General features: G+C 64.5%; 25 protein-coding genes, 1 pseudogene and 1 riboswitch. Of the genes and pseudogenes, 7 read left to right on the plus strand and 19 right to left on the minus strand.

From position 1 onward, the window contains the following. Window positions 1–155: 155 nt before the first annotated feature. The 6 genes from rtcA to ASE59_RS07855 form a co-directional block, all read right to left on the minus strand. Entirely contained in the window at window positions 156–1,073 is a 918-nt protein-coding gene (rtcA, locus tag ASE59_RS07830; RefSeq protein WP_056454676.1) for an RNA 3'-terminal phosphate cyclase, read from the minus strand. Further along, window positions 1,070–1,579, minus strand: coding sequence for a DNA polymerase beta superfamily protein (locus ASE59_RS07835; protein WP_056454679.1), 510 nt, complete (start codon window positions 1,577–1,579; stop codon window positions 1,070–1,072). Before ASE59_RS07835 ends, rtcA begins: the two co-directional genes overlap by 4 nt. A gap of 76 nt (window positions 1,580–1,655) precedes the next feature. After that, window positions 1,656–1,946, minus strand: a complete 291-nt coding sequence (locus tag ASE59_RS07840; RefSeq protein ID WP_056454682.1) for a hypothetical protein — start codon at window positions 1,944–1,946, stop codon at window positions 1,656–1,658. Window positions 1,947–2,585: 639 nt separating this feature from the next. Continuing rightward, window positions 2,586–3,365: a sulfite exporter TauE/SafE family protein gene (locus tag ASE59_RS07845; protein ID WP_056454685.1), complete on the minus strand. Its 780-nt coding sequence runs from the start codon at window positions 3,363–3,365 to the stop codon at window positions 2,586–2,588. Between the two features lie 7 nt (window positions 3,366–3,372). Then, window positions 3,373–3,891: a rhodanese family protein gene (locus ASE59_RS07850; protein WP_056454688.1), complete on the minus strand. Its 519-nt coding sequence runs from the start codon at window positions 3,889–3,891 to the stop codon at window positions 3,373–3,375. A 4-nt stretch (window positions 3,892–3,895) separates the two neighbouring features. After that, a complete protein-coding gene (locus ASE59_RS07855) occupies window positions 3,896–4,210 on the minus strand; it encodes an ArsR/SmtB family transcription factor (protein ID WP_056454691.1) in 315 nt (104 codons plus the stop codon). 68 nt (window positions 4,211–4,278) lie between these two features. Here ASE59_RS07855 and ASE59_RS07860 point away from each other — a divergent pair, with 68 nt between their 5' ends. After that, complete coding sequence (locus tag ASE59_RS07860) at window positions 4,279–5,148, plus strand: MBL fold metallo-hydrolase (protein WP_056454694.1); 870 nt, start codon at window positions 4,279–4,281, stop codon at window positions 5,146–5,148. A gap of 81 nt (window positions 5,149–5,229) precedes the next feature. On the opposite strand, the gene ASE59_RS07865 is transcribed toward ASE59_RS07860, so the two are convergent. Genes ASE59_RS07865 through ASE59_RS07875 form a run of 3 tightly spaced genes read right to left on the minus strand, consistent with a single transcriptional unit; the run spans window position 5,230 to window position 9,142 of the window. Further along, complete coding sequence (locus tag ASE59_RS07865; protein WP_082458167.1) at window positions 5,230–6,699, minus strand: alginate export family protein; 1,470 nt, start codon at window positions 6,697–6,699, stop codon at window positions 5,230–5,232. A gap of 27 nt (window positions 6,700–6,726) precedes the next feature. Further along, window positions 6,727–7,788 carry an endonuclease/exonuclease/phosphatase family protein gene (locus tag ASE59_RS07870; protein WP_056454700.1) on the minus strand — a complete coding sequence of 354 codons (1,062 nt, stop codon included), beginning with the start codon at window positions 7,786–7,788 and terminating at the stop codon, window positions 6,727–6,729. Window positions 7,789–7,840: 52 nt separating this feature from the next. Further along, the gene (locus ASE59_RS07875; RefSeq protein ID WP_056454703.1) at window positions 7,841–9,142 is read right to left on the minus strand and encodes an SLC13 family permease; all 1,302 of its coding nucleotides are present in this window, start codon (window positions 9,140–9,142) and stop codon (window positions 7,841–7,843) included. 115 nt (window positions 9,143–9,257) lie between these two features. Here ASE59_RS07875 and ASE59_RS07880 point away from each other — a divergent pair, with 115 nt between their 5' ends. Then, a complete protein-coding gene (locus ASE59_RS07880; RefSeq protein ID WP_056454705.1) occupies window positions 9,258–10,151 on the plus strand; it encodes a hypothetical protein in 894 nt (297 codons plus the stop codon). Between the two features lie 11 nt (window positions 10,152–10,162). Here the strand turns inward: ASE59_RS07880 and ASE59_RS07885 are convergent, their stop codons facing one another. From ASE59_RS07885 to ASE59_RS20605, 8 genes and pseudogenes are all read right to left on the minus strand, one after another. Beyond that, the gene (locus ASE59_RS07885; protein WP_056454881.1) at window positions 10,163–11,122 is read right to left on the minus strand and encodes a serine hydrolase; all 960 of its coding nucleotides are present in this window, start codon (window positions 11,120–11,122) and stop codon (window positions 10,163–10,165) included. Window positions 11,123–11,388: 266 nt separating this feature from the next. Continuing rightward, window positions 11,389–12,129, minus strand: a complete 741-nt coding sequence (gene arsH / locus ASE59_RS07890; protein WP_056454708.1) for an arsenical resistance protein ArsH — start codon at window positions 12,127–12,129, stop codon at window positions 11,389–11,391. Then, window positions 12,129–13,415 carry an arsenic transporter gene (locus tag ASE59_RS07895; protein ID WP_056454711.1) on the minus strand — a complete coding sequence of 429 codons (1,287 nt, stop codon included), beginning with the start codon at window positions 13,413–13,415 and terminating at the stop codon, window positions 12,129–12,131. The genes arsH and ASE59_RS07895 overlap by 1 nt, the downstream gene beginning before the upstream one ends. Further along, window positions 13,415–13,843, minus strand: a complete 429-nt coding sequence (gene arsC, locus ASE59_RS07900; protein ID WP_056454715.1) for an arsenate reductase (glutaredoxin) — start codon at window positions 13,841–13,843, stop codon at window positions 13,415–13,417. Before arsC ends, ASE59_RS07895 begins: the two co-directional genes overlap by 1 nt. Before the next feature lie 10 nt (window positions 13,844–13,853). Further along, on the minus strand, window positions 13,854–14,186 hold the full coding sequence (locus ASE59_RS07905; RefSeq protein ID WP_056454718.1) for an ArsR/SmtB family transcription factor: 333 nt from the start codon (window positions 14,184–14,186) through the stop codon (window positions 13,854–13,856). A gap of 712 nt (window positions 14,187–14,898) precedes the next feature. After that, window positions 14,899–16,146, minus strand: a complete 1,248-nt coding sequence (locus ASE59_RS07910) for a type II toxin-antitoxin system HipA family toxin (protein WP_056454721.1) — start codon at window positions 16,144–16,146, stop codon at window positions 14,899–14,901. Next, window positions 16,146–16,469, minus strand: coding sequence for a helix-turn-helix transcriptional regulator (locus ASE59_RS07915; protein WP_056454724.1), 324 nt, complete (start codon window positions 16,467–16,469; stop codon window positions 16,146–16,148). Before ASE59_RS07915 ends, ASE59_RS07910 begins: the two co-directional genes overlap by 1 nt. Window positions 16,470–16,668: 199 nt before the next feature. After that, a pseudogene (locus tag ASE59_RS20605) lies at window positions 16,669–17,010 on the minus strand (restriction endonuclease); the annotation flags it as partial. Window positions 17,011–17,373: 363 nt separating this feature from the next. Between ASE59_RS20605 and ASE59_RS07930 the strand changes: the two are divergent. The 3 genes from ASE59_RS07930 to ASE59_RS07940 all read left to right on the plus strand — a co-directional run bounded on the left by ASE59_RS07930 (window position 17,374) and on the right by ASE59_RS07940 (window position 19,554). After that, entirely contained in the window at window positions 17,374–18,027 is a 654-nt protein-coding gene (locus ASE59_RS07930; RefSeq protein ID WP_056454736.1) for a hypothetical protein, read from the plus strand. A 49-nt stretch (window positions 18,028–18,076) separates the two neighbouring features. Beyond that, entirely contained in the window at window positions 18,077–18,928 is an 852-nt protein-coding gene (locus ASE59_RS07935) for a hypothetical protein (protein WP_056454739.1), read from the plus strand. Window positions 18,929–19,032: 104 nt separating this feature from the next. Further along, window positions 19,033–19,554 (plus strand): hypothetical protein, encoded by a 522-nt coding sequence (locus tag ASE59_RS07940; RefSeq protein ID WP_156359951.1) that lies wholly within the window; start codon window positions 19,033–19,035, stop codon window positions 19,552–19,554. Between the two features lie 424 nt (window positions 19,555–19,978). On the opposite strand, the gene ASE59_RS07945 is transcribed toward ASE59_RS07940, so the two are convergent. Together ASE59_RS07945 and ASE59_RS07950 are read right to left on the minus strand one after the other, a co-directional pair. After that, window positions 19,979–20,431 carry a DUF190 domain-containing protein gene (locus ASE59_RS07945; protein WP_204200589.1) on the minus strand — a complete coding sequence of 151 codons (453 nt, stop codon included), beginning with the start codon at window positions 20,429–20,431 and terminating at the stop codon, window positions 19,979–19,981. Further along, window positions 20,388–21,746 carry a voltage-gated chloride channel family protein gene (locus ASE59_RS07950; protein ID WP_042489218.1) on the minus strand — a complete coding sequence of 453 codons (1,359 nt, stop codon included), beginning with the start codon at window positions 21,744–21,746 and terminating at the stop codon, window positions 20,388–20,390. The genes ASE59_RS07945 and ASE59_RS07950 overlap by 44 nt, the downstream gene beginning before the upstream one ends. Window positions 21,747–21,769: 23 nt before the next feature. Further along, window positions 21,770–21,846, minus strand: a riboswitch (Fluoride riboswitch). Between the two features lie 163 nt (window positions 21,847–22,009). Between ASE59_RS07950 and ASE59_RS07955 the strand changes: the two genes are divergently transcribed. Together ASE59_RS07955 and ASE59_RS20610 are read left to right on the plus strand one after the other, a co-directional pair. Continuing rightward, complete coding sequence (locus ASE59_RS07955; RefSeq protein WP_219994278.1) at window positions 22,010–22,375, plus strand: DUF305 domain-containing protein; 366 nt, start codon at window positions 22,010–22,012, stop codon at window positions 22,373–22,375. A 1-nt stretch (window position 22,376) separates the two neighbouring features. After that, on the plus strand, window positions 22,377–22,748 hold a 372-nt coding region (locus ASE59_RS20610), incomplete at its 3' end, for a YncE family protein (RefSeq protein WP_414899161.1).

Here is a 22,748-nt window from a genome sequence, read left to right on the forward strand (position 1 = left end):
GCGAACGTCGTGGGACGTTTACGCGAAAGGCCGGAGACCGCCGACCCGTGCACCGCAATAGGCGGCAAGGTCGAACACAGCATGTCTCCGTGCGGCCCGCCAGTTGGTGCGGGCTTGCGGGGCAGATAGCAGAAAGTCGTTACGCTCGCAATCCGTCAGGCGATCGTCACGGCATGCGCCCCTCCCACCTGCTGCTCGAACCGGGTGCGTCGCCCTGTGAAGCGCTCGATCACCGTCGCTGCCAAGGCCTCGCACGCCAGATAGCCGCGCATCCGCCCCACCGCCGTCTTCGCGACCCGCTCCGCCGTCACGCCGAGTTGCGCGAAGCCACTAACGATCTCGGTGACATGCTCGAAATGTGCCTCCAGTAGCAGGATGTTGCCCGGCCCTTGATCTACCGGCAACTCGCGCATGAAGCATTCGCGCTCCGACCAGTCGAACGCCTTGCGGACTATGGCGATCTCGCGTTCGGCGATCGACATGGGCAGCCCTGCAAACAAGGCGCAAGCCAACACGCCCAGCGCCTCTCCCCGCGTCAGGCACTCGATTGGCCGGAGCGGGCCGGGGGCGATATCCACCTCGATCCGCCCGCCACCGCGCGGATAGAAGCCGTGACGGGTCAGCCGCGCCTCCACCTGCCCGCCCATCCGGCGGATGATCGGCAAAAAGCAGCGCTCGACGAACTCGAACGGCGGAGCGAGCATGTTGTGGGTGCCGCCCTCCAGCACCAGCCGCGACGGACCGTCAGCGAGCAGCAAAGGCATCAGCACCGTCTGCAACACCAGTCCCGTCGATCCCGCCGTTCCAACCGAAAAGCGATACGCGCCGGGCCGGACCCGATCAGGTCGGAACGTCACTTCGGATGACCCGACCATCAGCCCTTCGCAAGACGCGTCACTAATCGCACACGCCACCTCGATCGCGGTGACGTGCTGGCGCATCAACCCCGGCTTCGACCGCCTGGCGCGGACGTTCGTGATGCGGACCGGCTCTCCCGTGACGATCGACAGGGCGCATGCATTGCGCACGACCTGTCCCCCGCCCTCGCCTTCCGCTCCATCTATCTCGATCATGTGTTCACCAGATGCAGGAATAGCGCTTCGGCCCGCTCGCGGGAGCACGGATCGGCGGGGTCGCCCCGCACCTCGTCAACGCGGGTCAGCTCGTCGCGGATCAGCGCGTCGAGCGCAGGGATGCGCGCCGAATTGCTCCGCTCGTTGCTCCGCCGCTTCGCCGCCACCAGCGCGGTGATGTCGTCCATCAGTCCGTTCGACAGGGCCACCGCATCGACCAGCGATTGCAGATCCATCGGCGGACGGCGTCCACCCTCACGCCGCAGCCAGCGGATCGCGAGCGCGGGACGCAGCGCGTAGAAATACTTCTTCACTGGCACCGCGCCGTCGCCTTCCAGCCACCGATCGGCGGCGCTCCGTCCCAGACTGGCATAATGATAGGCCATCGACCGGGTATCGATCACGCTGTCGGCCAAGGCCGCGAGATCGCTGACGATCTCGTCGTCCGGTCGATAGCGGATCGGGCTTTCGATCCACTCGCTGATCACGGCGTTCGACTTCAGCAACAGGCCCGCGCCGCCGCCAGCGCCTCGACGAGGTGTTGGTCGGCGCTGGCGTAGAAGCTGTCGGCCAGCGTACCGGTCACGGCAAGCTGCGCGAGCTTGGCTTCCGGGCCATAGGCATACCCACATTCTCCGGGACGCCGTTCACGACGAAATCCCTTAGCATCGCCTCGTAGATGCCGACGAGCCCCTCGATCATGAACGTCGCGTCGGGATCGGTGCGCTGGTAGCCGACGTGGACCCGCTCGAGGTGATCGCGCATCCCCTCCATCGCCTTGCGGAAGATCCCGGCCTTCTGGACGGTCGTCAGGCTTGCGGCTCGGCCGTCCTGGCCCAAGGTCATCTTCAGCGTCTCGCTCTTCGCGGTCATCGCGCACCCCATGCTGCGCGCCACCGCCTGGGCGGTCGTCCGAAGGCTGAGACGTAGGGTAAAAGGCTTACCATCCTGAAAACGGACGGTACGGCGCCAGTAATAGACGGCACCTCGGCGCTCGACGTTCTGGATCGCAGGTACGGCATCTCCACATGGAGCCGTCACACCCACCGGCCCAATCCAGTGGCTGCGACCGATTTCCTGCCGCTAAAACAATAACTTAGATGGGAATATGGCTGGGGCGGCAGGACCGTCACGCCAATAGTTTAACCATCTAAGCCCATGTTTTATCGTGGGATCATCTGAGGCTCGTTAATCAGGATAACCATGCACTGGTCGCATGGAAAGGCATCGGACTTAAAAAATCCACGGCGGCCGGCGACTGTTCAAAATTGACCTGATCCGCTGATACCAACGCGTTGGCTCTCGCCAACCCTGCCCGCTTGCCGGCCGATCCCAGCCGAGGCCATTCCGTAGCGGCGCTCGACTTCGAGTCACCCGCCTGTTTCTGGATACTCCATGTCCATGGAGCATTTCCGGAAAAGCATTTTGGGAAACAGGAACCGGCAGGACGCAGCAGACGCAACTGAAACGTGACCCTTCTCTTCGCATGGTCGTTCTCGAAAAGGGTGCGGCTCAGGCGGATGACGTGATGATGTAAGTCCCGGTTGCGATCACCACGGCGGCAAAACCGCGTTCGAGCAGGCCCTTGCGCGTGCCGAGAACCCTGCCCAGCGCAATACCGCCGATCGTCCCGACGACGCCACCCACGACCAGCAGCGCCGTCACGCCCCAATCGACCAGTCCCGACAGGGCGTAGGAGGTGGCGGTGGTCAGCCCCAGCGCGCTGACGACGACCAGCGACGTACCGATGGCAAAGGGCAGCGGCATCGCGGTCGCAAGGATCAGCCCCGGCACGATCAGGAACCCGCCACCGATCCCGAAGAAGCCCGCGGCAAGCCCGACGCCCAGCCCGATCGGCACCAGACGCGGCAGCAGCGTCGCGGCGCTGTCGCGGGTCAGGCGCACGTCGGGCGCTTCCGCCGTGCGGCGCTTGCGCAGCATCGACGCTCCGACGCCGATCATCAACAGCCCGAACAGGGCGAGCAGCCGCTTGCCGTCGAACGCCTTGCCCAGCTCGGCCCCCAGCGCGGCGCCGATCGTCCCCGACACGGCGAAGACACCGGCGCACCGCCACTTCACCCGGCCGGCGCGCGCATGGCCGATCAGGCTGGCCAACGCGTTGACCGTAACGGCGACAGCGGCCGTCCCGATCGCGGCATGCGGCGATCCGACCCCGACGACATAGATCAGGAGCGGTACGGCGAGGATCGACCCGCCCCCGCCGACAAGGCCGAGGATCAGGCCGATCACGCCGCCCGATGCGAGCGCGGCAACGATGGCGGCGGTGTCCATGATCGCCTCAGGCGGCCGCGCGCCGGTTCCACGGCATCACACGCAGTAGGTTTGCCATGCCGCACCATCCCGTCGCACCCGCGAATATCAGCCCCGCCCCCACGAACGCCGACAGCCCGAAGAAGCCGGGAGCGACGAACGTGCCGAGCAGCACGCCGGTCAGCACCAGCGCCCCGGCGGTGATCTGCACCTGCCGCATGATTTCCAGCGGCTGCGATCGATCGGCGACAGTCGGCTGTCCCGCCTGCCGCCACGCATCGATGCCGCCTTCGAGGATATAGGCCAGTGCGCCGCCGGCTGCCGCGCCGAGCTGCGTGGCATTGGCGGCGGTGCGCATCCCCGACTTGCAGTGGAAGACGACCGGACGGTCGTCGCGCGGCAGATTGCCGATCCGGTCGAGCGGTACGTTCAATGCACCGGGGATGCGCTCCCGCGCATGTTCGTCAGCACCGCGAATGTCGATCAGGCGCGCACCGGCATCGATCGCAGCGCGGGTGTCGGCGGGGGAAAGGGTCGCAAGCGTCATCGCATCAATCCTTGCAATAGAGCTGGTAGAGGGTGGCGAGCAGCGTTTCGACGCGGGGGTCCGCAATGGCGTACCAGAGCGTCTGGCTTTCCCGCCGATAGGTGACGAGGCCTTCGTCGCGCATCTTGGCGAGGTGCTGCGAGCAGGCCGATTGCGACAGCCCGACATCGCGGGCCAGATCGCCGACCGTCACCTCGCCATGCTCGACCAGCTTGCACAGCAGCATCAGCCGCCGCGCGTTGCCGATCGCCTTCAGCGTGTCGGCCACCTGTCCGGCCTTCGCCTCGAAGGTCGCCAAGTCCATCGGCTTCAGCATCATCAAAACTCCATTAGGTATTGCTTATGTAGCATGCGCTAATATATTAGCAAGCGCTAACGGAGGAATTCATGACCCAGCCCTTTATCGAGGCATTCTTCGACGAGCCGACCAACACGATCAGCTATCTTGTCGGCGACCCCGCGACGCGAACGGCGGCGGTGATCGACCCCGTGCTCGACTTCGACATGGCGAGTGGCGTCGCCGATACCCGCTCGGCCGAACGTATCATCGGCTTCGCCCGCGCGCAGGACTGGCGGATCGCGATGGTGCTGGAGACGCACGCCCATGCCGATCACCTGTCGGCCGCCCCCTTCATCAAGGCGCATACCGGCGCATGGATCGGAATCGGCGCGCATATCCGCGACGTGCAGAAGATTTTTCGCCCGGTTTTCGCGATGGATGACTTGAAGACGGACGGATCGGATTTCGACCGACTGTTCGAGGATGGCGACCGCTTCGCGATCGGCGCGCTAGAGGTCGAGGTGCTGCACGTCCGCGGCCACACCCCCGCCGATGTCGCATACCTAATCGGTGATGCGGCGTTCGTCGGAGATACGTTGTTCATGCCCGACTATGGTACCGCCCGCGCTGACTTCCCCGGCGGCGACGCGCGGACGCTATATCGCTCGATCCGCCGCCTGCTGGCGCTACCCGACGCAACGCGGCTGTTCCTGTGCCACGACTACAAGGCACCGGGTCGCGACGACTATCGCTGGGAGACGACCGTGGGCGAACAGCGCCGCACGAGCGTCCACGTCCATGACGGCGTGAGCGAGGACGCGTTCGTCACTATGCGCGAACAGCGCGATGCCGGGCTGTCGGTGCCCAAGCTGCTGTTGCCTTCGATCCAGGTCAACATCCGCGCGGGCCATTTCGACGAAGCCGAGGCAAACGGCATCACTTATCTTCGCATCCCGGTGAAGTGGCGCGATGGCTGAGGTTCCGTGATCCAGTGTCCAATCGCCGGATTGGCGCTGAAAGGAAAGACGCTACCTGCCGGTACAGCCATGTGCCGGCGGTTAGAAGGAGAACATGATCGAGGCATAGCCGTAACTGACATCGCGCGGGTCGGGTGCGTTAGGCGCCTCGCGCAGAAACCGCCCCTTGAACAGCCGCGCATAGCCGAGATCGAGCGCTAGGATATCCGCGACCAGCTCATATTCGACCTGCAGCTGCACCTGCTGTCCGGCGTTGCGCCCGGCACGCCCGGTGGCGTCACGCACGTCGCTGTTGCTGAAACGATCGACCGCGCTGGCGAGGCGGAGCAGGCGATAGTCGCCCATCACCGATAGTCCGCTTGTCGGGGTTGCCTTCAGTCGTACGCCGGGGGAAAGCATGTTCGACCGGTCCGCCGCGCCGAACAATTCGGTCGGCCCGAATTCGAACCGCCGGGCACCGTACAGCGTGTCGAACCGTCCGATCCGATCCTCCCGCCTATTGCCGGTATAATAGTCGAGGAATGCGGTCAGCTCGGGTTTCCATCCGCCTGCGAAGCGATAGCCGACATCGCCATGGAAGCCATAGGCCTCGACCGGCACGACCGGTTTGCCGCTGTCCGGGCTGCCGTCGCGCCCACGTCCATATTGCGCCATCGCCTCGACCTCGAACGTCATGCCTTGGTCCGGCCGCGCGAACAGTCGCACGCCCGGCGTGAACAGCCGCCGGTCGCTACGATCCGCCTGGCTTTCGCCGCGTTCGATCAGGCCATAAACGTAGGTTTCGAGACGCGTTTCTCCCGCGAGAGGCATGCGGTTGAAGACACCGAACAGTTGCAGATTGGTATTCTCACGATCCCACTGCGGCCGGTTGCGCCGGATCGCGGTGGTGCCGGTCGGCAACCGGACGGTAGGCATGGTCCAGAAAGCGACAAATGCGCGATCGTCGTCTCCCTCACGCGTCAGCCGCAGCCCGGTGAACGACGTTACCGAGGTTCGAAACCCCTGCCGAGCGACGAGCCGTTCGGACCCCAGCTGCATCGTCATCCGCCCGGCCTTCAGATAGCTGGCACTGTTGCTCCCCAATGCCTCGCCAAGGTCGCCTTGGGCATAATATTGCGAGAATTCGAGCGCATTCACGACGTCGGTCCCGACCGACGATCCGCGCCGCTGGAAATAGGCGCGGGCGTCGTGGAATTCCGCACCAAACCGCACCGGCCCGGCATCATATTCGGCGAACAGCGTCGTGCGCAGCGCCAGCACCTGATCGCGGTTGACCGCGTCCTCGCGAAACTGGCCGTCGATCGCCTCGAACCGAGCACGGACGCTGCCCGACAGGTGCCAGTTATCGGGCGCGCCGACCGCTTCGTGCAGCAATCCGTCGTCGGTGATCTGCGCCACCGCTGCGGATGGCATGGCCACCGTCAGCAGCGCCAGCAGTCCAAAGGATGTAATGTTGGTCAGTTTGCGCACGCCTGCTCCCGTCGGCGAGCTGGTTCCATGCGGCGCTTCTTCGAAGTCCCGCCCCGCCATCCGGCTTGAAATATCGACCATGCCGATCGATCCCCCGCACGGCGCATGTCATGGGCGACGTTGCTCCTCGCGATATTCCTGCAACACCTCCTTCACGTCGCGGCGGTCCTCGCGCGATACGGGTTCGGGGCGCTTGCTGTCCGCAGGCCGTCCGGTCAGGCACAGGCGGGCATGGACCGGCAAATGGTCGGAGCCGACATCCTCCAGCACCGCCACATCACGCACCGCAAATTCCGGCGTAACGAAAAGGTGATCGAGCGGCCAACCAAGCAGCGGTGTTCGTGCCGGAAAAGCGGCGAACTTGCCGCGCCCGATGCGGGGATCGAGATAGCCGCCGATGCGCTTGAACAGCTGTGATGTGTTCGACCATGCCACGTCATTGAAATCGCCGATCGCCAGTACCGGCAGTCTGGTGCGGGCAGCGCGCCGTGCCGCAATCGCTATTTCGGCGTCGCGTGCTTCGGTATCCTGTCCTGGCAAGGGTGGCCGGGGATGCAACGCAATCAACCGGAACGGGTCCCGCGCCGTCATTTCGGCATGCATCGATGGCGTGTTCTTTTCGGCGATCGTTTCGATGCTGGCGTCGCGCATCGGCAAACGGGTCGCCAGGATCATACCATAGGTGTTGCCGAGAGGGCGTTCGAGCCGGTTTGGATAGCGTGCCAGTTGCGGTGCCAGCGCCGCTGCCCAGCGCTTGTCGGTTTCCATCAACAACAGGAGATCAGGACGGAACCGATCGATCAGCCGCGCTGTCCGGCGATAGTCGCGGTTGGATTCGAGGACGTTCAGCGAGAGTATGCTGAAGCACCGATCCGGTGAGGCGGAGCTGGCTTTCGCGAACGCCAACTCCGTCCGGGCGAGCGGCGTATAGGGATAGATGCGATATAACTGCCACCCGGCCGCGACTGCACAGCACAGCGCGACCCAGCGCCCGACCCGTCGATCCAGCCACAGTGCCGCCCCTCCGGCGAGCACCAGTGCCACGAGAATCTGGACCCGCGGGAAATCCCAGATCCTGATCCACCATTCATTCGATTCAACGATGCTGAGCGCGGTGACCAGGATCAGCAGCCCGGCCAGTCCGCGGACGAGATAGACGAGGATGCGCATGGCGGGATTCCAGGGCTGGCGCGGCCAATCGACGATCGGGCCGCAGCATCGTTCAGAACGGAAAGAATACCGGGATCGTCACGATCGCAACGGCGAAGGTGATGAGATTCAGGGGCAGACCGACCTTTACGAAGTCCATGTAGCGATAACCGCCCATCTGATAGACGATAACGTTGGTCTGGTATCCGAACGGCGTTGCAAACGCGGCGCTGCCCGCCATCATTACCGCGACCAGGAACGGGCGGGGGCTGACGCCAAGGCTCTCCGCCAGCGCGACCGCGATCGGCGTGACCAGAACGGCCACGGTCGCATTCGACAGCAGCTCGGTCAGCACCATTGTCACGCCGTACAGGACGATCAGCGCGGTCAGCGGTCCGAACTCCTGCATCGATCCCACCAGCGCCCCGGTCGCCGTCGCGGCGAGGCCGCTTTGCTCCATTGCCAGCCCGATGACGACCATGCCGGCGATCAGGATCAGTATCTGCGGCCGCAGCCCGCCATAGGCTTCGTCGGCGGTGATGACGCGCAGCAGGATCAGCAGCACGGCCCCGGCAAAGGCCGATGCGGCGATCGGCGCAATGCCGGCGGCGGCCACGGCGATCGCGCCGGCGAAGACGGCGAACGCAATCGCCGCCTTGGCAGGTTGAAAGACGCGATGTTCCGCGAACAATGTCGGATCGCCGACCTGGGCGTTCGGTACGTCGACGTCGCGTCGGTCGGGAACCGGGCTGTCATCTGCGATACTGCCACGCATCAGCTTTCCGCTGAACAGGAACAGGTAGATCGCGCCCGCCAGCGCGATCGGCAGACCCACGGGAGTAATCTCGAAGATGCCGAAGCGCGATTGCCCGGCATTTCGCGCCATGTCGTCGACCAGCAAATTGGTCGACGTCCCGATCAGGGTGCAGCAGCCGGTCAGCACCGTGATGTACGATAGCGGCATCAGATAGCGTTTGGGCGGCAATTTGAGCGCGGTCGCGACATCGCGCACGACCGGCGCGCCCAGCACGACGATCGGCGTGCTGTTGAGGAAACAGGACGCGACCCCGATCGCACCCAGCATCAGCCAGATGCCGGCCGACCCCAGCCGCTTGCACATCCTGACCGCAGCCTCGATCGCGCGATCGAGCAGGCCCGATAGTTCGAGGGCATAAGCGATGACGAACAGCGAGGCGAGCGCGATGATCGCCGGGCTGGCGAAGGCGCTCTGGACGTCGATCGGCCGCACGACGCCGGCAATCAGCAGGACGGCCGCACCGCTGAGCGCCACGACGTCCGAGCGTACCTTGTCCCAGATCAGCGCCGCGACGACCAGCACCAGAACCAGCAGCGTCAGCACCTGATCGAAGGTCAAGCGGCTATCGCCCGGGCAGAGGACATACCGCGATCGGGCAGCACGTCCGGGATTATATCGTCGGATGTCATGGCCTTGGGTATGCCAATTTGGCGGGCTTTGCTATCGATGCCGTATGAACGAGCCAACCTTGCGGAACAGCCGGCTTGCGCTGGCAGGCGGTCTGGCGATTGCCCTGGCGGTCGGCGGAACCGGGTTCCTGATCGGGCGGGGCACATCTCCGCGCGAGGTCGCGCCGCCCGCCGCCGCCCCGGTCGCGACGGCACCTGCGGTTGTCCAACCCGCGCCCTCGCTGCCCGACCCGCGCGATATCGTCAAAACCCGTGCCGACCTGATCGCACTGGCATCGCAGGCAGCGGATGCGTTCGCATCGGGCCGGTCCCTGCCGAAGGCGGCGGCCGATCTGGCGGGGCAGCGGTTCGAAGTGCGGCTTCCCTTCGGATGTCGCGGGCCTTCCGATGCGGACAGCGACAGTCCGATGCGCTGGCGTTACGATGCCGAGGCAAGGGCGCTGCGGGTTCATGTCACGCCGGTCATCTGGGGCGGCGCCGATCTGGGCGCGTCGGAGGATGGATCGGCGACCGGCACGATCGCGGAAGGGTTCTGGATTCCCCGCCCGTGGACGGCGAGCGAAACCTGCCCGGCGGCGCAGGACAGCGCCGCGCCCATCGGTGCCGATGCCGTCACCCTGCCAGGGCAGACATTGGCCGTCGCCCAATTTGCCGATGGTGCCGGGCAAGGGCTTCGGGACGGAAAGCCCTACGAGACCGTGGTGCGCGCGGCCCCGGACGAGGTGCCCGCCGATCAGGGTCTGCAACTTCGCCTGCGCGGCAGGATCGGCGGAGCGGCGGATCGATCGCCCGTGGCCTGTCGACAACCCGCCGGTCCCGAACAGCGCCCGATCTGCATCATCGCGGTGACGCTGGACGATGTAGCGATCGACAACCCGCGAACCGGCAAGACGCTGGCCACCTGGAGCGCTGACCGGGCCAGCCTGCCCGATCGATAGGGCGTCGCGGGTTACCGGTTGGCCGCGGCGATCACCGCCCGCGTGACATCGCCCATCAGCCGCATCCGCGCCGGAATGGGCAGGCGCGTGCTCGCGATCATCACGGCAAGCGCATAACGATGCCCGTCCGGCGCCACGAGCAGACCGACGTCGTTATAGCCAGTCGACAATTCGCCGAGATCCTGCCCGGTCCCGGTCTTGTGGGCGAGCGTCCAGCCGGGACGCAGGCCGGACTTCAGGCGTAGCGGACCGGTCTTGCTGGCTCGCATCAGCGTCAGCAGCGATGCGGTCGACCTATCGCTGAGCAGCCGGCCCTGCGCCAGCAACGATAGTCCAAGCGTCAGGCCATTGGCCGATGCGCCGTCCAGCGGCGCGTCGAGATAGCGGCGAAGCGCCTTGTCGCGCGCTGCATAGGACATCGCGGCGCGCGCTTGCAGGAACCCCCAGCCACCGGCCCATTCGGGACGCCATGCCAGTCCGGCGGTACGCGCCTGCAACTGCCGCTCACCGGGACCGAAGCGGACGCCGGCAACACCCTTGTCCTTCAACATCCGGTTGACGGCCGCAGGACCGCCGATCCGCCACAGGAGCACGTCGTTGGCGGTGTTGTCGCTGCGCGACATGGCGCCGCGCAGCAGATCGCCGACCGTCGTCTTGTAGCCCGTCTTTCCGACCAGCGTCCGGATCGGCTGGTGGAACAGGGTCAGGTCGGCGCGAGTGACGGTCACCGGATCGGCAAGCGACAATCGCCCCCGATCGACCGCATCCATGACTCCGATGGCGACCCATAGCTTGCTGACGCTCTGCTGTGGACGCGGGGTGTCGCCCTGCCAGTCGACGACCCAGTTTTCGTCGATATCGCGCACGCTGATGCCCACCTGGCCCTCGAAACCTGCGCCCAGTGCTTGCACGGCGTTCAGCAGGTCCGCCGATGGCTGCGGCCGGGCGACGACCAACGGTGCTTCGGGAATGACGGATGCGGGAGTACGATTGGCGACCGGGACAGGAGGCGGCGGGGCGGCAGGTCGACCAGCAGGAACGCAGGCGGGCAGGACCGCCAAGACAGAAACTGCACTGGCGCAGCGAAACAACAATCGGATCGTCAACACGGCTTCCCTTTTTCGGCCTTGTAACGAACTGACGATAAAGCGAAAACCTGCTCAAGCCGCCTTCGACGCAGCCGCCGCTCCGTCCAGCGCAGGGAAGGTTCGTTCCGTTCCGGTCGCAGCCGCCCGCATCAAGGTTTCGTGGCGATACTCGACAGGTCGGTGGCGGTGTCGATCACCGTGCCGGCTTCCTTTCGCTCCGAATAGCGATCGACCAGCTGGGCGGTGTGCGGGCGCAGCAGGACCGTGAAGCGCACCAGTTCCTCCATCACGTCGACGATCCGGTCGTAATAGCTCGACGGCTTCATGCGCCCGGCGTCATCGAACTCGGCGAACGCCTTGGCGACTGACGACTGGTTGGGGATCGTCACCATTCGCATCCAGCGGCCCAGCACGCGCAGCGTGTTGACGCTGTTGAACGACTGCGATCCGGCCGACACCTGCATGACCGCCAGCGTACGACCCTGCGTCGGGCGCATCCCGCCCATGCTCAGTGGCAGGTGGTCGATCTGCAGCTTCATGATGCCGGTAATCTGGCCGTGACGTTCGGGGCTGCACCACACCTGTCCCTCCGACCACATCGACAGTTCGCGCAGTTCATGGACAGCGGGGTGATCGTCGCCAGCGTGCAGATCGGGCAGCGGCAGCGTTGCGGGGTCGAAGATACGCGTCTCGCACCCGAAGAAGCGGAGCAGCCGCGCCGCCTCCTCGACGCACAGTCGCGAATAGGATCGCTCCCGGAGCGACCCGTAGAGCAGCAGGATGCGGGGCGGCGGATCACCAGCGCCCAGCTCGAGGGGGGGGCGATCGAACGCATAGCGCCGATCGAGGGCCGGCAGATGATCGGGGTCGGCAAGGTCGCGGAGAGGCATCAGGCAATCCCAATTCGCAGCGCGAGTGCCGCCAGGGAGATGAGCAGGACAGGCACGGTCAGCGTGACCCCGACCCGGAAGTAATAGCCCCACCCGATCCGCACGCCTTTCTGCCCGAGGACGTGCAGCCACAGCAGCGTCGCGAGCGAGCCGATCGGGGTCAGCTTGGGGCCGAGGTCGCAGCCGATCACGTTGGCGTAGATCATCGCTTCCTTCACCGCCCCGGTCGCCTGCGTCGCATCGATCGATAGCGCGCCCACCAGCACGGTCGGCATGTTGTTCATCACCGACGACAGGACAGCCGCGATGATACCCGTTCCCAGCGCCGCGCCCCACACCCCGCCTTGCGCGGTGCGGTCGAGCAGCGCCGCCAGATGATCCGTCAGGCCAGCGTTTCGCAGGCCATAGACGACCAGGTACATGCCCAGCGAAAAGATCACGACCTGCCACGGCGCACCGCGCAGCACCTTGCGCGTCTCGATGACATGGTCCCGTCCGGCAATCACCAGCAGCAGAACCGCGCCGGTAGCGGCCACGGCGCTGACCGGCACGCCGAGCGGTTCGAGCAGGAAGAACCCGGCCAGCAGCAGGGCAAGGACGATCCCTCCGGCGCGGAAGGTCGCGGCGTCTCGGATCGCGGCACCGGGCGCACGCAGCGCGGCCACATCGTAATCGTGCGGTATGTCGCGCCGGAAGAAGAGCAACAACGCGCCCAGCGTGGCGGCGATCGATACCAGATCGACCGGAACCATCACCGACGCATACTCCCCGAACCCGATATCGAAGAAGTCGGCCGACACGATGTTGACGAGGTTCGAGACGACCAGCGGCAGGCTGGCGGTATCGGCAATGAACCCCGCCGCCATGACGAACGCCAGCGTCGCCTTGTCCTCGAACCCCAGCGCCCGCAGCATGGCGATGACGATCGGCGTCAGGATCAGCGCGGCGCCATCATTGGCGAATAGCGCGGACACCGCCGCGCCGAGCAGCACGATCAGGACGAACAGCCGGCGACCATGCCCCCCGCCCCAGCGCGCGACATGCAAAGCCGCCCATTCGAAGAACCCGGCTTCATCCAGCAACAGGCTGATGACGATGATCGCGACGAACGCAGCGGTCGCGTTCCAGACGATGCCCCACACCACCGGCACGTCGGACAGCGTGACGACGCCCGCGAGCAGTGCCACAGCGGCACCGCCCATCGCACTCCATCCGATGCCAAGTCCCTTGGGTTGCCAAATGACGAGCGCGATCGTCGCGACGAAGATCAGGACGGCAAGGAGCATCAGGCGACGCGCTGGCCTGAAGCATCGACCACCTGTTCGCCGTCTTCCTTCGCGAACGCCCCGAGCTGGCCGCTCGGCAGCAGATCGAGGACGGCTTCGGACGGGCGGCACAGCTTCACGCCGAGCGGCGAGACGACGAGCGGCCGGTTGATGAGGATCGGATGCGCCATCATCGCATCCACCAGCGCTTCGTCGGGCAGCGACGTGTCGCCCAAGCCCAACTCCGCGTAGGGCGTGCCCTTCTCGCGCAGCAGATCGCGCGGGGTCATGCCGGCGCGGTCGATCAGCTCGACCAGAAGCGCGCGAGCGGGCGGGGTTTTCAGATACTGGACCACATGTGGCTCGATGCCGGCATTGCGGATCAACCCAAGCGCATTGCGCGACGTGCCGCACGCGGGGTTGTGATAGATGACGACATCGACGGCCACATTGCGTCCTTCAGCAGCAGGGGGCGAGTTCGGGGACGAGCGGCGCGCACAGTTCCGCGTTGCCCGCGCAGCAATCCTTGACGAGGAACAGCGTCAGCGCACGCAGGCCATCCAGATTGACGCGATAGATGATCGACCGGCTATGGCGTTCGGAGCGGACCAGGCTGGCACGGGCGAGAATGCCGAGGTGCGCCGACATGGTGTTTTGCGGCACGTCGAGTTGGCGGGCGATTTCGCCGGCCGCCAGACCAGTCGGTTCGTGGCGGACCAGCAGGCGGAACACATCCAGGCGTGTTCCTTGCGCCAGCGCGCCCAACGCAACAATAGCCAAGTCATTTTCCATATATCCAGCATAACAGATATTTCGTGCGAAACCAGGCTCGTTGCGTTAGCCGCAACTGTAATTGGCGCTAAGCGTGGACGGAACGACCGCTAAAAAACTTTCGACCCTACCGGCGCTTCGTCCGATCGCGCTGCGAACCGAAGTGCCGACAGCTCGCTACCGTTTCGCGCCATAGGCTCGTATGAGCGATGAAAAGTGAAAAACCTTTGATCCCAAATTGCCCAAAACCCGAATAGATTTGGAATACGAACGTTTATTTCTTTTATTGAGTTATAATTGAAATTTCCTGTCTAAGATTTTTCCCCGTAATATGAATTTCGCCGTCCCAAGCCGTTGCAAGAGGCACAAAGGGACCGTCGATTATGTAGCCTTACACTTGGAACATGTTGAGCGTATTTGTTATCTAGTTGCCTGGAAAGGTAATATAATTTCTTTGGCCGGCGTTATTCGGGTTTTGCGGAAAATTTGGACGGCGTACGCTGAATTTTGCCAGGAAAAGGCAGATTTCCAACAAAAACCGCCGGAATTCGTATTTTGGGTTTTTAGGCGCAATACCTACAATATGGTGCATCTACGATTCACCATATTGTATGCGGCGTCGCCTTCGGCGCCACTTGGATCGGCGCTGCGCGCCGAGGTGGCACCACTCACGCGTTGCCAGCGCTAACGCGGGGGTTGCGGCTTCGCCGCCTCGGGCGGGGCGTGGTCGCCCCTACGCTTTGCGATAGTCCTGCAAGACATAGGGATTGAGGAACTGCCGCCCGCGCATCAGGTCGCGTCCGACAACGGAAAGGCCAGCCTCATCACAGACGGCGTCATAGCGCTCACCGATAATGGCGATCTGGTGGTCGATGATGGCGTCGGCCGCTTCGCGGGTCAGCAGGAAAGCGCCAGCCGCGTCGAGGCAGAGCCCCAACTGACTGTCGCGGCGCGCGCCATGGATCAGCATCGCCTGCCCCGCCTCACCACCCGCGCGAGCTTGCGGACAGATGTCGTAGGCTGGCGTCAACGACAGCGAAGCGCCGTCCCAGAACGCCGCGTGGTTGCGCGCGTGGTCGTCGGTGTTGCCGCACAACACGTTGAAGATCAGGCGGCCGAACAGCTCCCGCAACGTCTCGCGCGGTCTGGCGAAGCGGTGGCGGATGATCTCGGCCAGTATCTCATAACTGGCGTAGCGTGCCATCATCTCGTCCAGTTCGAGCAGCGTCAGCGCCGACACCATTGCCCGGCGCGACCAGTCCTCACCGACTGCCACACGGTCGAAGCGCTCGACCAGCAGCACGTCCTTACCCTGCGTCTGCACCAGCCGTACCGGCGCGACGTTCAACCCGGCCTCGGCGGCGAGCCGCATCGCTACATATTCGGCCTTCACGACATTATGGACGTCGCCAGCTGCGGGAAATTTGGCGACATATTTCGTCGTCCCGTCGGTCAGCAGCGCCTTGGGTCGTGCGCCGCCCAGCGAACTGCCATGATGCAGTGCGCGGTCGAGTTCAGGCGTCAGCGGGATGCCGGCTTCGACCCGCTCGGCCGACTGGACCAGTTCCTCCAGCGTCGCGCCGATCGCAGCGCGCGGAACATAGTCGGTCGCCGAGGCCTGAAAATCGAGCGCGCCGATCCGGTCGGACCCTGACTCGAGCAGATAGCTCAGCTCGTCGATGCGATCGACATCGCCATCCCGCGCCTGCCGCCCCAACAAACGGTTGAGGATGACCCGGCGTCCCCAGGCGTCGGGCGCGGCATCGCGCAAGCTGCTCGGTATCGAAAGACCGGGCAACGGCACGATTGCGCCTAGGACGAGCGGCAGTTCCGGCAGGTACAGCGGGACCGCGTCCTCGCGCGCAAGATAGCTGCGACCATAGTTGAACGACAGCCGCTGCCCGTCGCGAAAGATACGGCCCGCCACGACCGGCTCGGTGTATCCGGGCAGCCAGACCCAGACGAACGCCTGATCCGCCATCAGAAATCGTCGTCAACGGGAACCCGGCGGCTGTGAACAGCGGCGGGCAACAGTGCGAGCCTATCGGCCACGCGGTTAGCTTCGCGCACCACTTCCTTTTCGTCGAGGCCGAACAGCGGCACCTTCAGGATCGCCGCCAGTTCGAACACGGTACCGATCGCACAACCCGGTTCCCCGCGTTCGACCCGCACGAGCAAGGATCTTGATATTCCCGCCCGACCGGCGAGGTCCGCTTGCGATAGGCGCTGCTCTGTTCGCGCGGCGCGTAGCGTATCGGCCATTAACTTGAGCGCATTTTCGGCATATCGCGACTGGGCTACCATCCGGACCGTTTAGCATCAAATATGCATCATATCTAGTGATATGTCGCATATTTGATGCATCACTCATTCGCGAACAGTCCTCGTCCAGCCGCTTCACCGCGATGGTGCGGCTTACGCGAACGCCGACGCCGTGTTCGATCATCAGCTCGACGAGGCACGCGCCGTCGATCAGGACCACGCGCTGCGGCACGTGGCGGACGAAGTCGATCGCAGGGGCGCTGAAGCTGGAGGTGGTGATGAACACGCCCTTGGTCGCGCCGAAGCCGACCGGGCTGCCGACGAAGCCCTGCACGTCCGGCCGCCCGACCCCGACATGCGGGGCATAATCGCGCAGAGCAAGGCGGCGATGCAAGGTTCCGGTGCGCGCAAAATTTGAGCGATTACCGTGCCGGCAGCATCGAAAAGAGCGCCGGTAGCGCTGAACTGGAGGGAAGGCGAAGCGAAGGTTCTGAAGAGGGGAAAATGAGAGTTGGCACCCGCCGGCTCTGCCCTTGATCGCGATCTTCACCGTCGACCGGCGCTGCCGGTCCTTCCCCACCATCCGTGATCCTCACCCCAACCGCTTCGCGCGGTTTCGGCCGAGGGTGCGCGCCTGGAGCACAGCACACATGCGTCCTATACCTATCATTGCCTTGGCGAGCGTGACTCGCCTCGACGGCGGCCATCGTCTCAGTACTAATCGGCAACTAAATGCCGACACGATCACCGCGGTCCGACAAATCATACGCCGCCTCACCCAAGTGATCCCCTTCGGCCAGGGCATCGCTACGGCCCTCCGCCCCTATTCCGCCAGGTGGTTGGTCGGAGCCGATCACCCTGCCGTCCAGCTCCATATCGCGGACCTGCTGCAAGCTGCCGATTGATCCAACCCGGCCGCACCGCAGTCAATTTTAAGGAAAACACTATGTCTCTCATCGACCTGTCGATCGAGGCGCGAGGTTTCGCGCCCTCATCGATCGCACTTGCTGTGCGTACCATCGGCGCCTGTCCCGCTGCCGGACACCGGCCAGATGCTCGCATCCTATGCGGGATCGGCATGCTCACGGTTACCCGGGATAATGACGACTACCGCTTTGTCGGCGACGCTCGCTGTCTTGGCGAGGACGACACCGTCAACGACCTGATCAACTGGCTTGAGCAGCGCATTCCCGCGGACGGCGTTATTATCAGTTGGGACAATTGGGGCAGCGTTCCTCGCCGACTACAGGCGCTCGCGGATCTTGCGCAGCATCCGCGCATCCTTTCCGCCGCTGGCGACGTGGCCGGGCGGTGGCGCGACATGCCTCGCGGGCACACTTGGCATGTCCGTCAGGCGCGTGCGCCTCATATGCCGTGCATCTGCGGCCCGGGCACATCCGTCACCAGATGCGACGCGGCCATGCCGACCGTCCTGCTGCCGGATCCGGCAACCACCGCGGTGGAACTGATTAACGAGGCGGTGGCCGGGTGGCAGTGCTGGGCAAGATTGTTCGGCGATTTCGATGACGCCAGTCACCCTGCACAAGCCGCGCTTCGCGCCCTCGGCCGCTGGCGCGCCAATCAGCCAGGTACCCGCTGACCTTTCCTTTCCTCGACACGCGGGCGCGACAGCCCGCCGGAGAACCACCATGCACCACGACCTGACCTCGCTCTGGAAGAGCAACACCCCCCGCTTCGTCGTCGTTCTCGATGCCGAACTCGCCTATGACCATGAAGCGCACGCGCGTTACCAGGCGGCCGAACGCTTCCTGCCCGCCGATGCCACCCATCTTTCTCCACGCGAAATGCGTACCGACCCGCGCGTGACGCCGCGCTGGCCCTGCCACCGGATCACGACACTGAGCTGGCTGGTAATGACCGAAGCTGAGGACGGCCTGCGCCCGGTTCGGCTGGAAACGCGCGGTCTGCCGGAACAGGATGAAGCCGCTGTCCTAAAAGCCTTCTTCGCCGATATGGAACAGCTCGGCCGTGCCCAGCTAGTCACATGGGGCGGGTTCCACTCCGACCTGCCGCAGATCCTGATCGGGGCAATAGATGCCGGGCTGCGGTTGCCGGCAAGCCTAGCCGGCCTGCTGTCGCCATGGCGGCGTGATGTTTCTGGGCACGTCGATCTTTGCACCGAGATGTGCGGCGGGGCCGCACCAGCCCATCTCGCCGAAGTCGCCGCCCGGCTGGGCATTCCAGCGAAACTGACCTCCCGGCCGGACCTCGTTTCCCAACTGATGCAGCACGGCAAATGGTCGGCGGTCCGCTCGGTTTGCGAGGGCGACGTGCTGACCACCGCAGCGTTGTTGATGCGCTGGCGCCATCTGACGGGCGGCACCACGTCCGTGCTGGAGGCGACGCGGCGGCTGACCGGCTTCGTCGCCGAGCACTGCGCCCACCGTTCTTACGCCGCCGACTGGGGACACTTTGGCGACCGCGTGCTTCACGACGTCATCGCGACACAAACCCTCAAGCGCGAACTGCTCGCGCCCTGAGCCCAGACCAGAACTGACAGAGAAAATGCGCTCATTAAAGGGCGGAACACAATAAGATCGGCGCGTGGCTCTGCCTGCGCCGGTTACAATCAAAGGCAATGAATATGATCGAACGCACGCCTCAGCAGCAGGCAGCCAACCTCATTATCGCTACCGGCCATCTCCTGACCGGCTCGTTCGGCCGGCAAGCCGATCTTGATGACAATCTTGCGATTATTGTTGGCCCACCGATCCACCCTCTCAATCTGCTCCACTGGACCAATTGGGTTCAAAAGTCGCGCCGGAACATCATTCACATATCCTTTTCGCAGGATTATGAAGGCGTTCCCAACGTCGCGCTGATTTTCCTCGACGGCGACCGCTCCGTAGTTGCCGAGCACTGCTGGCTCTGGCTGCCGCAGAGCGGCGGCCGTTGCTGGATCATCCCTGATGGCGAAGGTTGGGGCGCATACCGGCTCGACACCGACCTGAAGCTGCGCCGCCATTCACGCGCCCCGGCGCGCGGCGAAAAGGCGACGCAGGATGGCTGTATTCGCGCCTATCAGCGCTTCGCCGATATCCTAGACGGGCAGAGCACCAGCAGTGTCGAACTACCGTTGCCGGAGCGACTGCGTACCGCAGCGTGATACAATCATCAGCCTCGTTGGTGCGTAAGACGCGCTTACCAGCAACGCTGACGGGGCTGTTACGTCGCCTGGCGGTCGATTAGACGATGTCATTCAGGTGCCCACCGTTTGGTAGTCCGCTTTCGACCATTTTTTGCCGTTCCGGTCAGGTCACGGGTACGACCGCTATCGCCAAGAACGGCCAGTCATCGGTTCTCGACCGAGGGGCAGCATCGCCCGATCAAAAGTCATTCGTTGCACGCTCCCCCGCCGCGACACTGGCTGCTGCGGCACACCATTTGGCAGTCCCATTTCTCCGTCTCTCCGGGACATTTTCGGGAAAGAGCAAATGGGAACAGATTTCGGGAAAACTGCCCCCTATAGGCATAGGAAAGGCCGCTCCGCTCGTTTTGTCCCGTTCGACCTTCCTTTACGGGAACGCCGATCAGGCTCTGGTTAGCTCAGTTTTGCGCGTGATAGTCCAATGCTCCAGTCGTTTGTAGACGATCACCTTGTCGCCGATCAGATCTCCATGCCGGCGACAGAAGAGGTCGAGCTGATCGCGATCGCCGACCAGTTCGACACAGATCGTCAGATGCGGATCGGCAATTTCCGAGCCGTTCTCCCGGATCGGTTCGTGATTGCTGAAGCCGTAATGGGTATTTTGCGCGACGGCGTTGATGATGCCGTCCGCCTTCGCGGTGCGAATCAGCTCGCGATAGAGCGGCTTTGCCCCCCAGAAGCGACGCGGGCCGATCTTGTCGGACGGTTTCAGATAGATGCGCAGCATCCCGACTTCGCGGTGATGGACGGTGAAACGATTGGGCATGACGGGCTTTCGACAGGAAACAGGATCAGGCGCGCGTGCGCCGGCGAGAAGCGCGGTGCGTGCGGGCATCGCGCAGGGTCGCGTCGGGTGTGAGGTGTGCGGCAGGTACCTTTGGCACAGCGACGCGCTGCGACAGGTAGATGCCGTTGTGGCCTGAGCAGAGGTAGGCGACGAAGCACGCGACTGCGATCGGCACCGCATAGGCCGCGCCGAACAACTCGATCCCCATGAACGTGCAAGCCAGCGGTGTGTTGGCCGCGCCCGCGAACAGCGCGACGAAGCCGATCGCTGCGAATAGCCCCGACGGTACTCCGAACATCGGCGCGAGCGCATTGCCGAGCGCCGCGCCGATAAAGAACAGCGGCGTGACCTCGCCCCCCTTGAAGCCCGCGCTCAGGGTCACGACGGTAAAGAGCAGCTTCAGCGCCCAGCTCCACGAGTGCGTATCGGGACCAAAGAAGCTGGCGATGGTCAGGCTGTCCGGTGTCGCGGCGAGCGTACCCAGGCCAAGATAGTCGCGGGTTCCGAGCAGCCAGACCAGCGCAATCACGGCCAGCCCGCCGATAACGGGTCGTAGTGGGCCATAGGGGATCACGCGCTTCAACCATCCGCCCAGCGCGTGATTGGCCTCGGCAAAGGTCAGCCCGGTCAGACCGAAGGCAATGCCGGCGACACCGGCCTTGGCGACGAGCAGCGCGTCGACCGGCACCAGCGCATCGACATGGTAGACGCCGTGATGAATGCCCCAGGCAAGACAGGTCCAGTCACCGACCAGCGCCGCGACCAGGCATGGCACCAGCGCGCGATACTCGACCCGACCGATCGCCAGCACCTCCAGTGCAAAGACCGCGCCCGCAATCGGCGTCCCGAAGACCGCGCCGAACCCAGCCGCGATCCCGGTCATAAGGAGGGTGCGTGTCGCTTCCGCATCCAATCTGAGCGCGCGTCCAAACCCGCTGGCAAGACTGCCGCCCAACTGCACGGCGGTGCCTTCACGTCCCGCCGATCCCCCGAACAGATGTGTCACGACCGTGCCGAAGAAGATGAGCGGAGCCATGCGCAGCGGCACGCCGCCCCCCGGTTCGTGGATTTGCTCGACGATGAGGTTGTTGCCGCCTTCGACCGAGCGCCCTGTCAGATGGTAGAGCAGTCCGACCACGAACCCGCCGATCGGCAGCAGGTAGAGCAGCCAGGGAAAGGCGAAGCGAAGCCGGGTTACGGCGTCGAGGCTCCGCAGGAAGGCCGCGCAGAGCGTTCCCACCGCTGCGGCCATCGGGACCAGGATCAAAGCCCACCGCAGTACCGACGTGGCATGGGTGCGGCGATCGCGAATGAACGCTGCCATGTTGAACTGGTCATAGAGATTGCGAAATGTCGCGCGCACGATTCCTCCTTGCTGCCTTGCGGCGCCTGGTAGGAATCATCGGCCCTTGCGAGGGCGGTTCGACCGAATGGCCCGGCGGAAATCCATCGCCGTGCCTGCGCATATGCTGTCCGACCGCGACCCGGTCAACCAACCGCAGAAGCATGAGACTATCGTTTTGGTGAGGACCGATAAAATGGCTTTGGCCACGGAATAAACCCCGACGAGCATCGTCTACGCTTTCGAGACCGATGCGCTGGAGGCTTATGCGTAGACGAGATTGGATGCTGGGTCTGACGGCTTCGGCCCTACTTACCGGCGCAGTCGCGGCCGCCCCCGCCGATGGCTACGCTACCATGATGTCTGTCGCGATGGACCGGATGATGGCGGGCATGATGGTCAAGCCGTCCGGTGACGTCGACCGCGACTTCGTGGCGATGATGCTTCCGCATCATCAGGGTGCCATCGATATGGCGGTGGCGGAGCTGCGCTACGGCCATAACGAGCAGCTCAAGCGCATCGCGCAGGAAATCATCATCGATCAGCAGCAGGAGATCGCCGCCATGAAGCTGGCGATCGGCCAGCCGCTACCGCCTTCGACGCCAGCCCCGACGCAGGGCGGCGACCACCATAGCCCTATGGAGCACTGACATGATCCGGACCATCCTGCGCTCGGCCGCCTTGCTGATGAGCGCCGCACCGGGCCTCGCCATGGCCCAGCAGGCGCCGTGGAACGCTAAGGACATGCCCGTCAGCCACCGCGACCGCGTCTATGCGTCTGAACAATTCTCCAACACGGTGTCGGTGACCGACCCGGCCGACAACCGGCTGCTCGGCGTCATCAAACTCGGCGATCCCCAGCCGATGAACTTCTCCCCGCTCTACAAGGGACAGGTGCTGGTTCACGGCCTGGGCTTCTCGCCGGACGGGAAGACCTTGGCGGTCGTGTCGATCGGATCGAACGCCGTGTCGTGGATCGACACCGCCACCAACACCGTCAAGCACACGACCTATGTCGGGCGC

This window comes from Sphingomonas sp. Leaf10 (assembly GCF_001421245.1).
Classification (GTDB): Bacteria; Pseudomonadota; Alphaproteobacteria; order Sphingomonadales; family Sphingomonadaceae; genus Sphingomonas.

Coding starts and splice junctions, on each gene's coding strand:
- rtcA (WP_056454676.1), bottom strand. CDS start 1,073: ATGATCGAGATAGATGGAGCGGAAGGCGAGGGCGGGGGACAGGTCGTG.
- ASE59_RS07840 (WP_056454682.1), bottom strand. CDS start 1,946: ATGACCGCGAAGAGCGAGACGCTGAAGATGACCTTGGGCCAGGACGGC.
- ASE59_RS07845 (WP_056454685.1), bottom strand. CDS start 3,365: ATGGACACCGCCGCCATCGTTGCCGCGCTCGCATCGGGCGGCGTGATC.
- ASE59_RS07850 (WP_056454688.1), bottom strand. CDS start 3,891: ATGACGCTTGCGACCCTTTCCCCCGCCGACACCCGCGCTGCGATCGAT.
- ASE59_RS07855 (WP_056454691.1), bottom strand. CDS start 4,210: ATGATGCTGAAGCCGATGGACTTGGCGACCTTCGAGGCGAAGGCCGGA.
- ASE59_RS07860 (WP_056454694.1), top strand. CDS start 4,279: ATGACCCAGCCCTTTATCGAGGCATTCTTCGACGAGCCGACCAACACG.
- ASE59_RS07865 (WP_082458167.1), bottom strand. CDS start 6,699: ATGGTCGATATTTCAAGCCGGATGGCGGGGCGGGACTTCGAAGAAGCG.
- ASE59_RS07870 (WP_056454700.1), bottom strand. CDS start 7,788: ATGCGCATCCTCGTCTATCTCGTCCGCGGACTGGCCGGGCTGCTGATC.
- ASE59_RS07880 (WP_056454705.1), top strand. CDS start 9,258: ATGAACGAGCCAACCTTGCGGAACAGCCGGCTTGCGCTGGCAGGCGGT.
- arsH (WP_056454708.1), bottom strand. CDS start 12,129: ATGCCTCTCCGCGACCTTGCCGACCCCGATCATCTGCCGGCCCTCGAT.
- ASE59_RS07895 (WP_056454711.1), bottom strand. CDS start 13,415: ATGCTCCTTGCCGTCCTGATCTTCGTCGCGACGATCGCGCTCGTCATT.
- ASE59_RS07905 (WP_056454718.1), bottom strand. CDS start 14,186: ATGGAAAATGACTTGGCTATTGTTGCGTTGGGCGCGCTGGCGCAAGGA.
- ASE59_RS07910 (WP_056454721.1), bottom strand. CDS start 16,146: ATGGCGGATCAGGCGTTCGTCTGGGTCTGGCTGCCCGGATACACCGAG.
- ASE59_RS07915 (WP_056454724.1), bottom strand. CDS start 16,469: ATGGTAGCCCAGTCGCGATATGCCGAAAATGCGCTCAAGTTAATGGCC.
- ASE59_RS07930 (WP_056454736.1), top strand. CDS start 17,374: ATGTCTCTCATCGACCTGTCGATCGAGGCGCGAGGTTTCGCGCCCTCA.
- ASE59_RS07935 (WP_056454739.1), top strand. CDS start 18,077: ATGCACCACGACCTGACCTCGCTCTGGAAGAGCAACACCCCCCGCTTC.
- ASE59_RS07940 (WP_156359951.1), top strand. CDS start 19,033: ATGATCGAACGCACGCCTCAGCAGCAGGCAGCCAACCTCATTATCGCT.
- ASE59_RS07945 (WP_204200589.1), bottom strand. CDS start 20,431: ATGCCCGCACGCACCGCGCTTCTCGCCGGCGCACGCGCGCCTGATCCT.
- ASE59_RS07955 (WP_219994278.1), top strand. CDS start 22,010: ATGCTGGGTCTGACGGCTTCGGCCCTACTTACCGGCGCAGTCGCGGCC.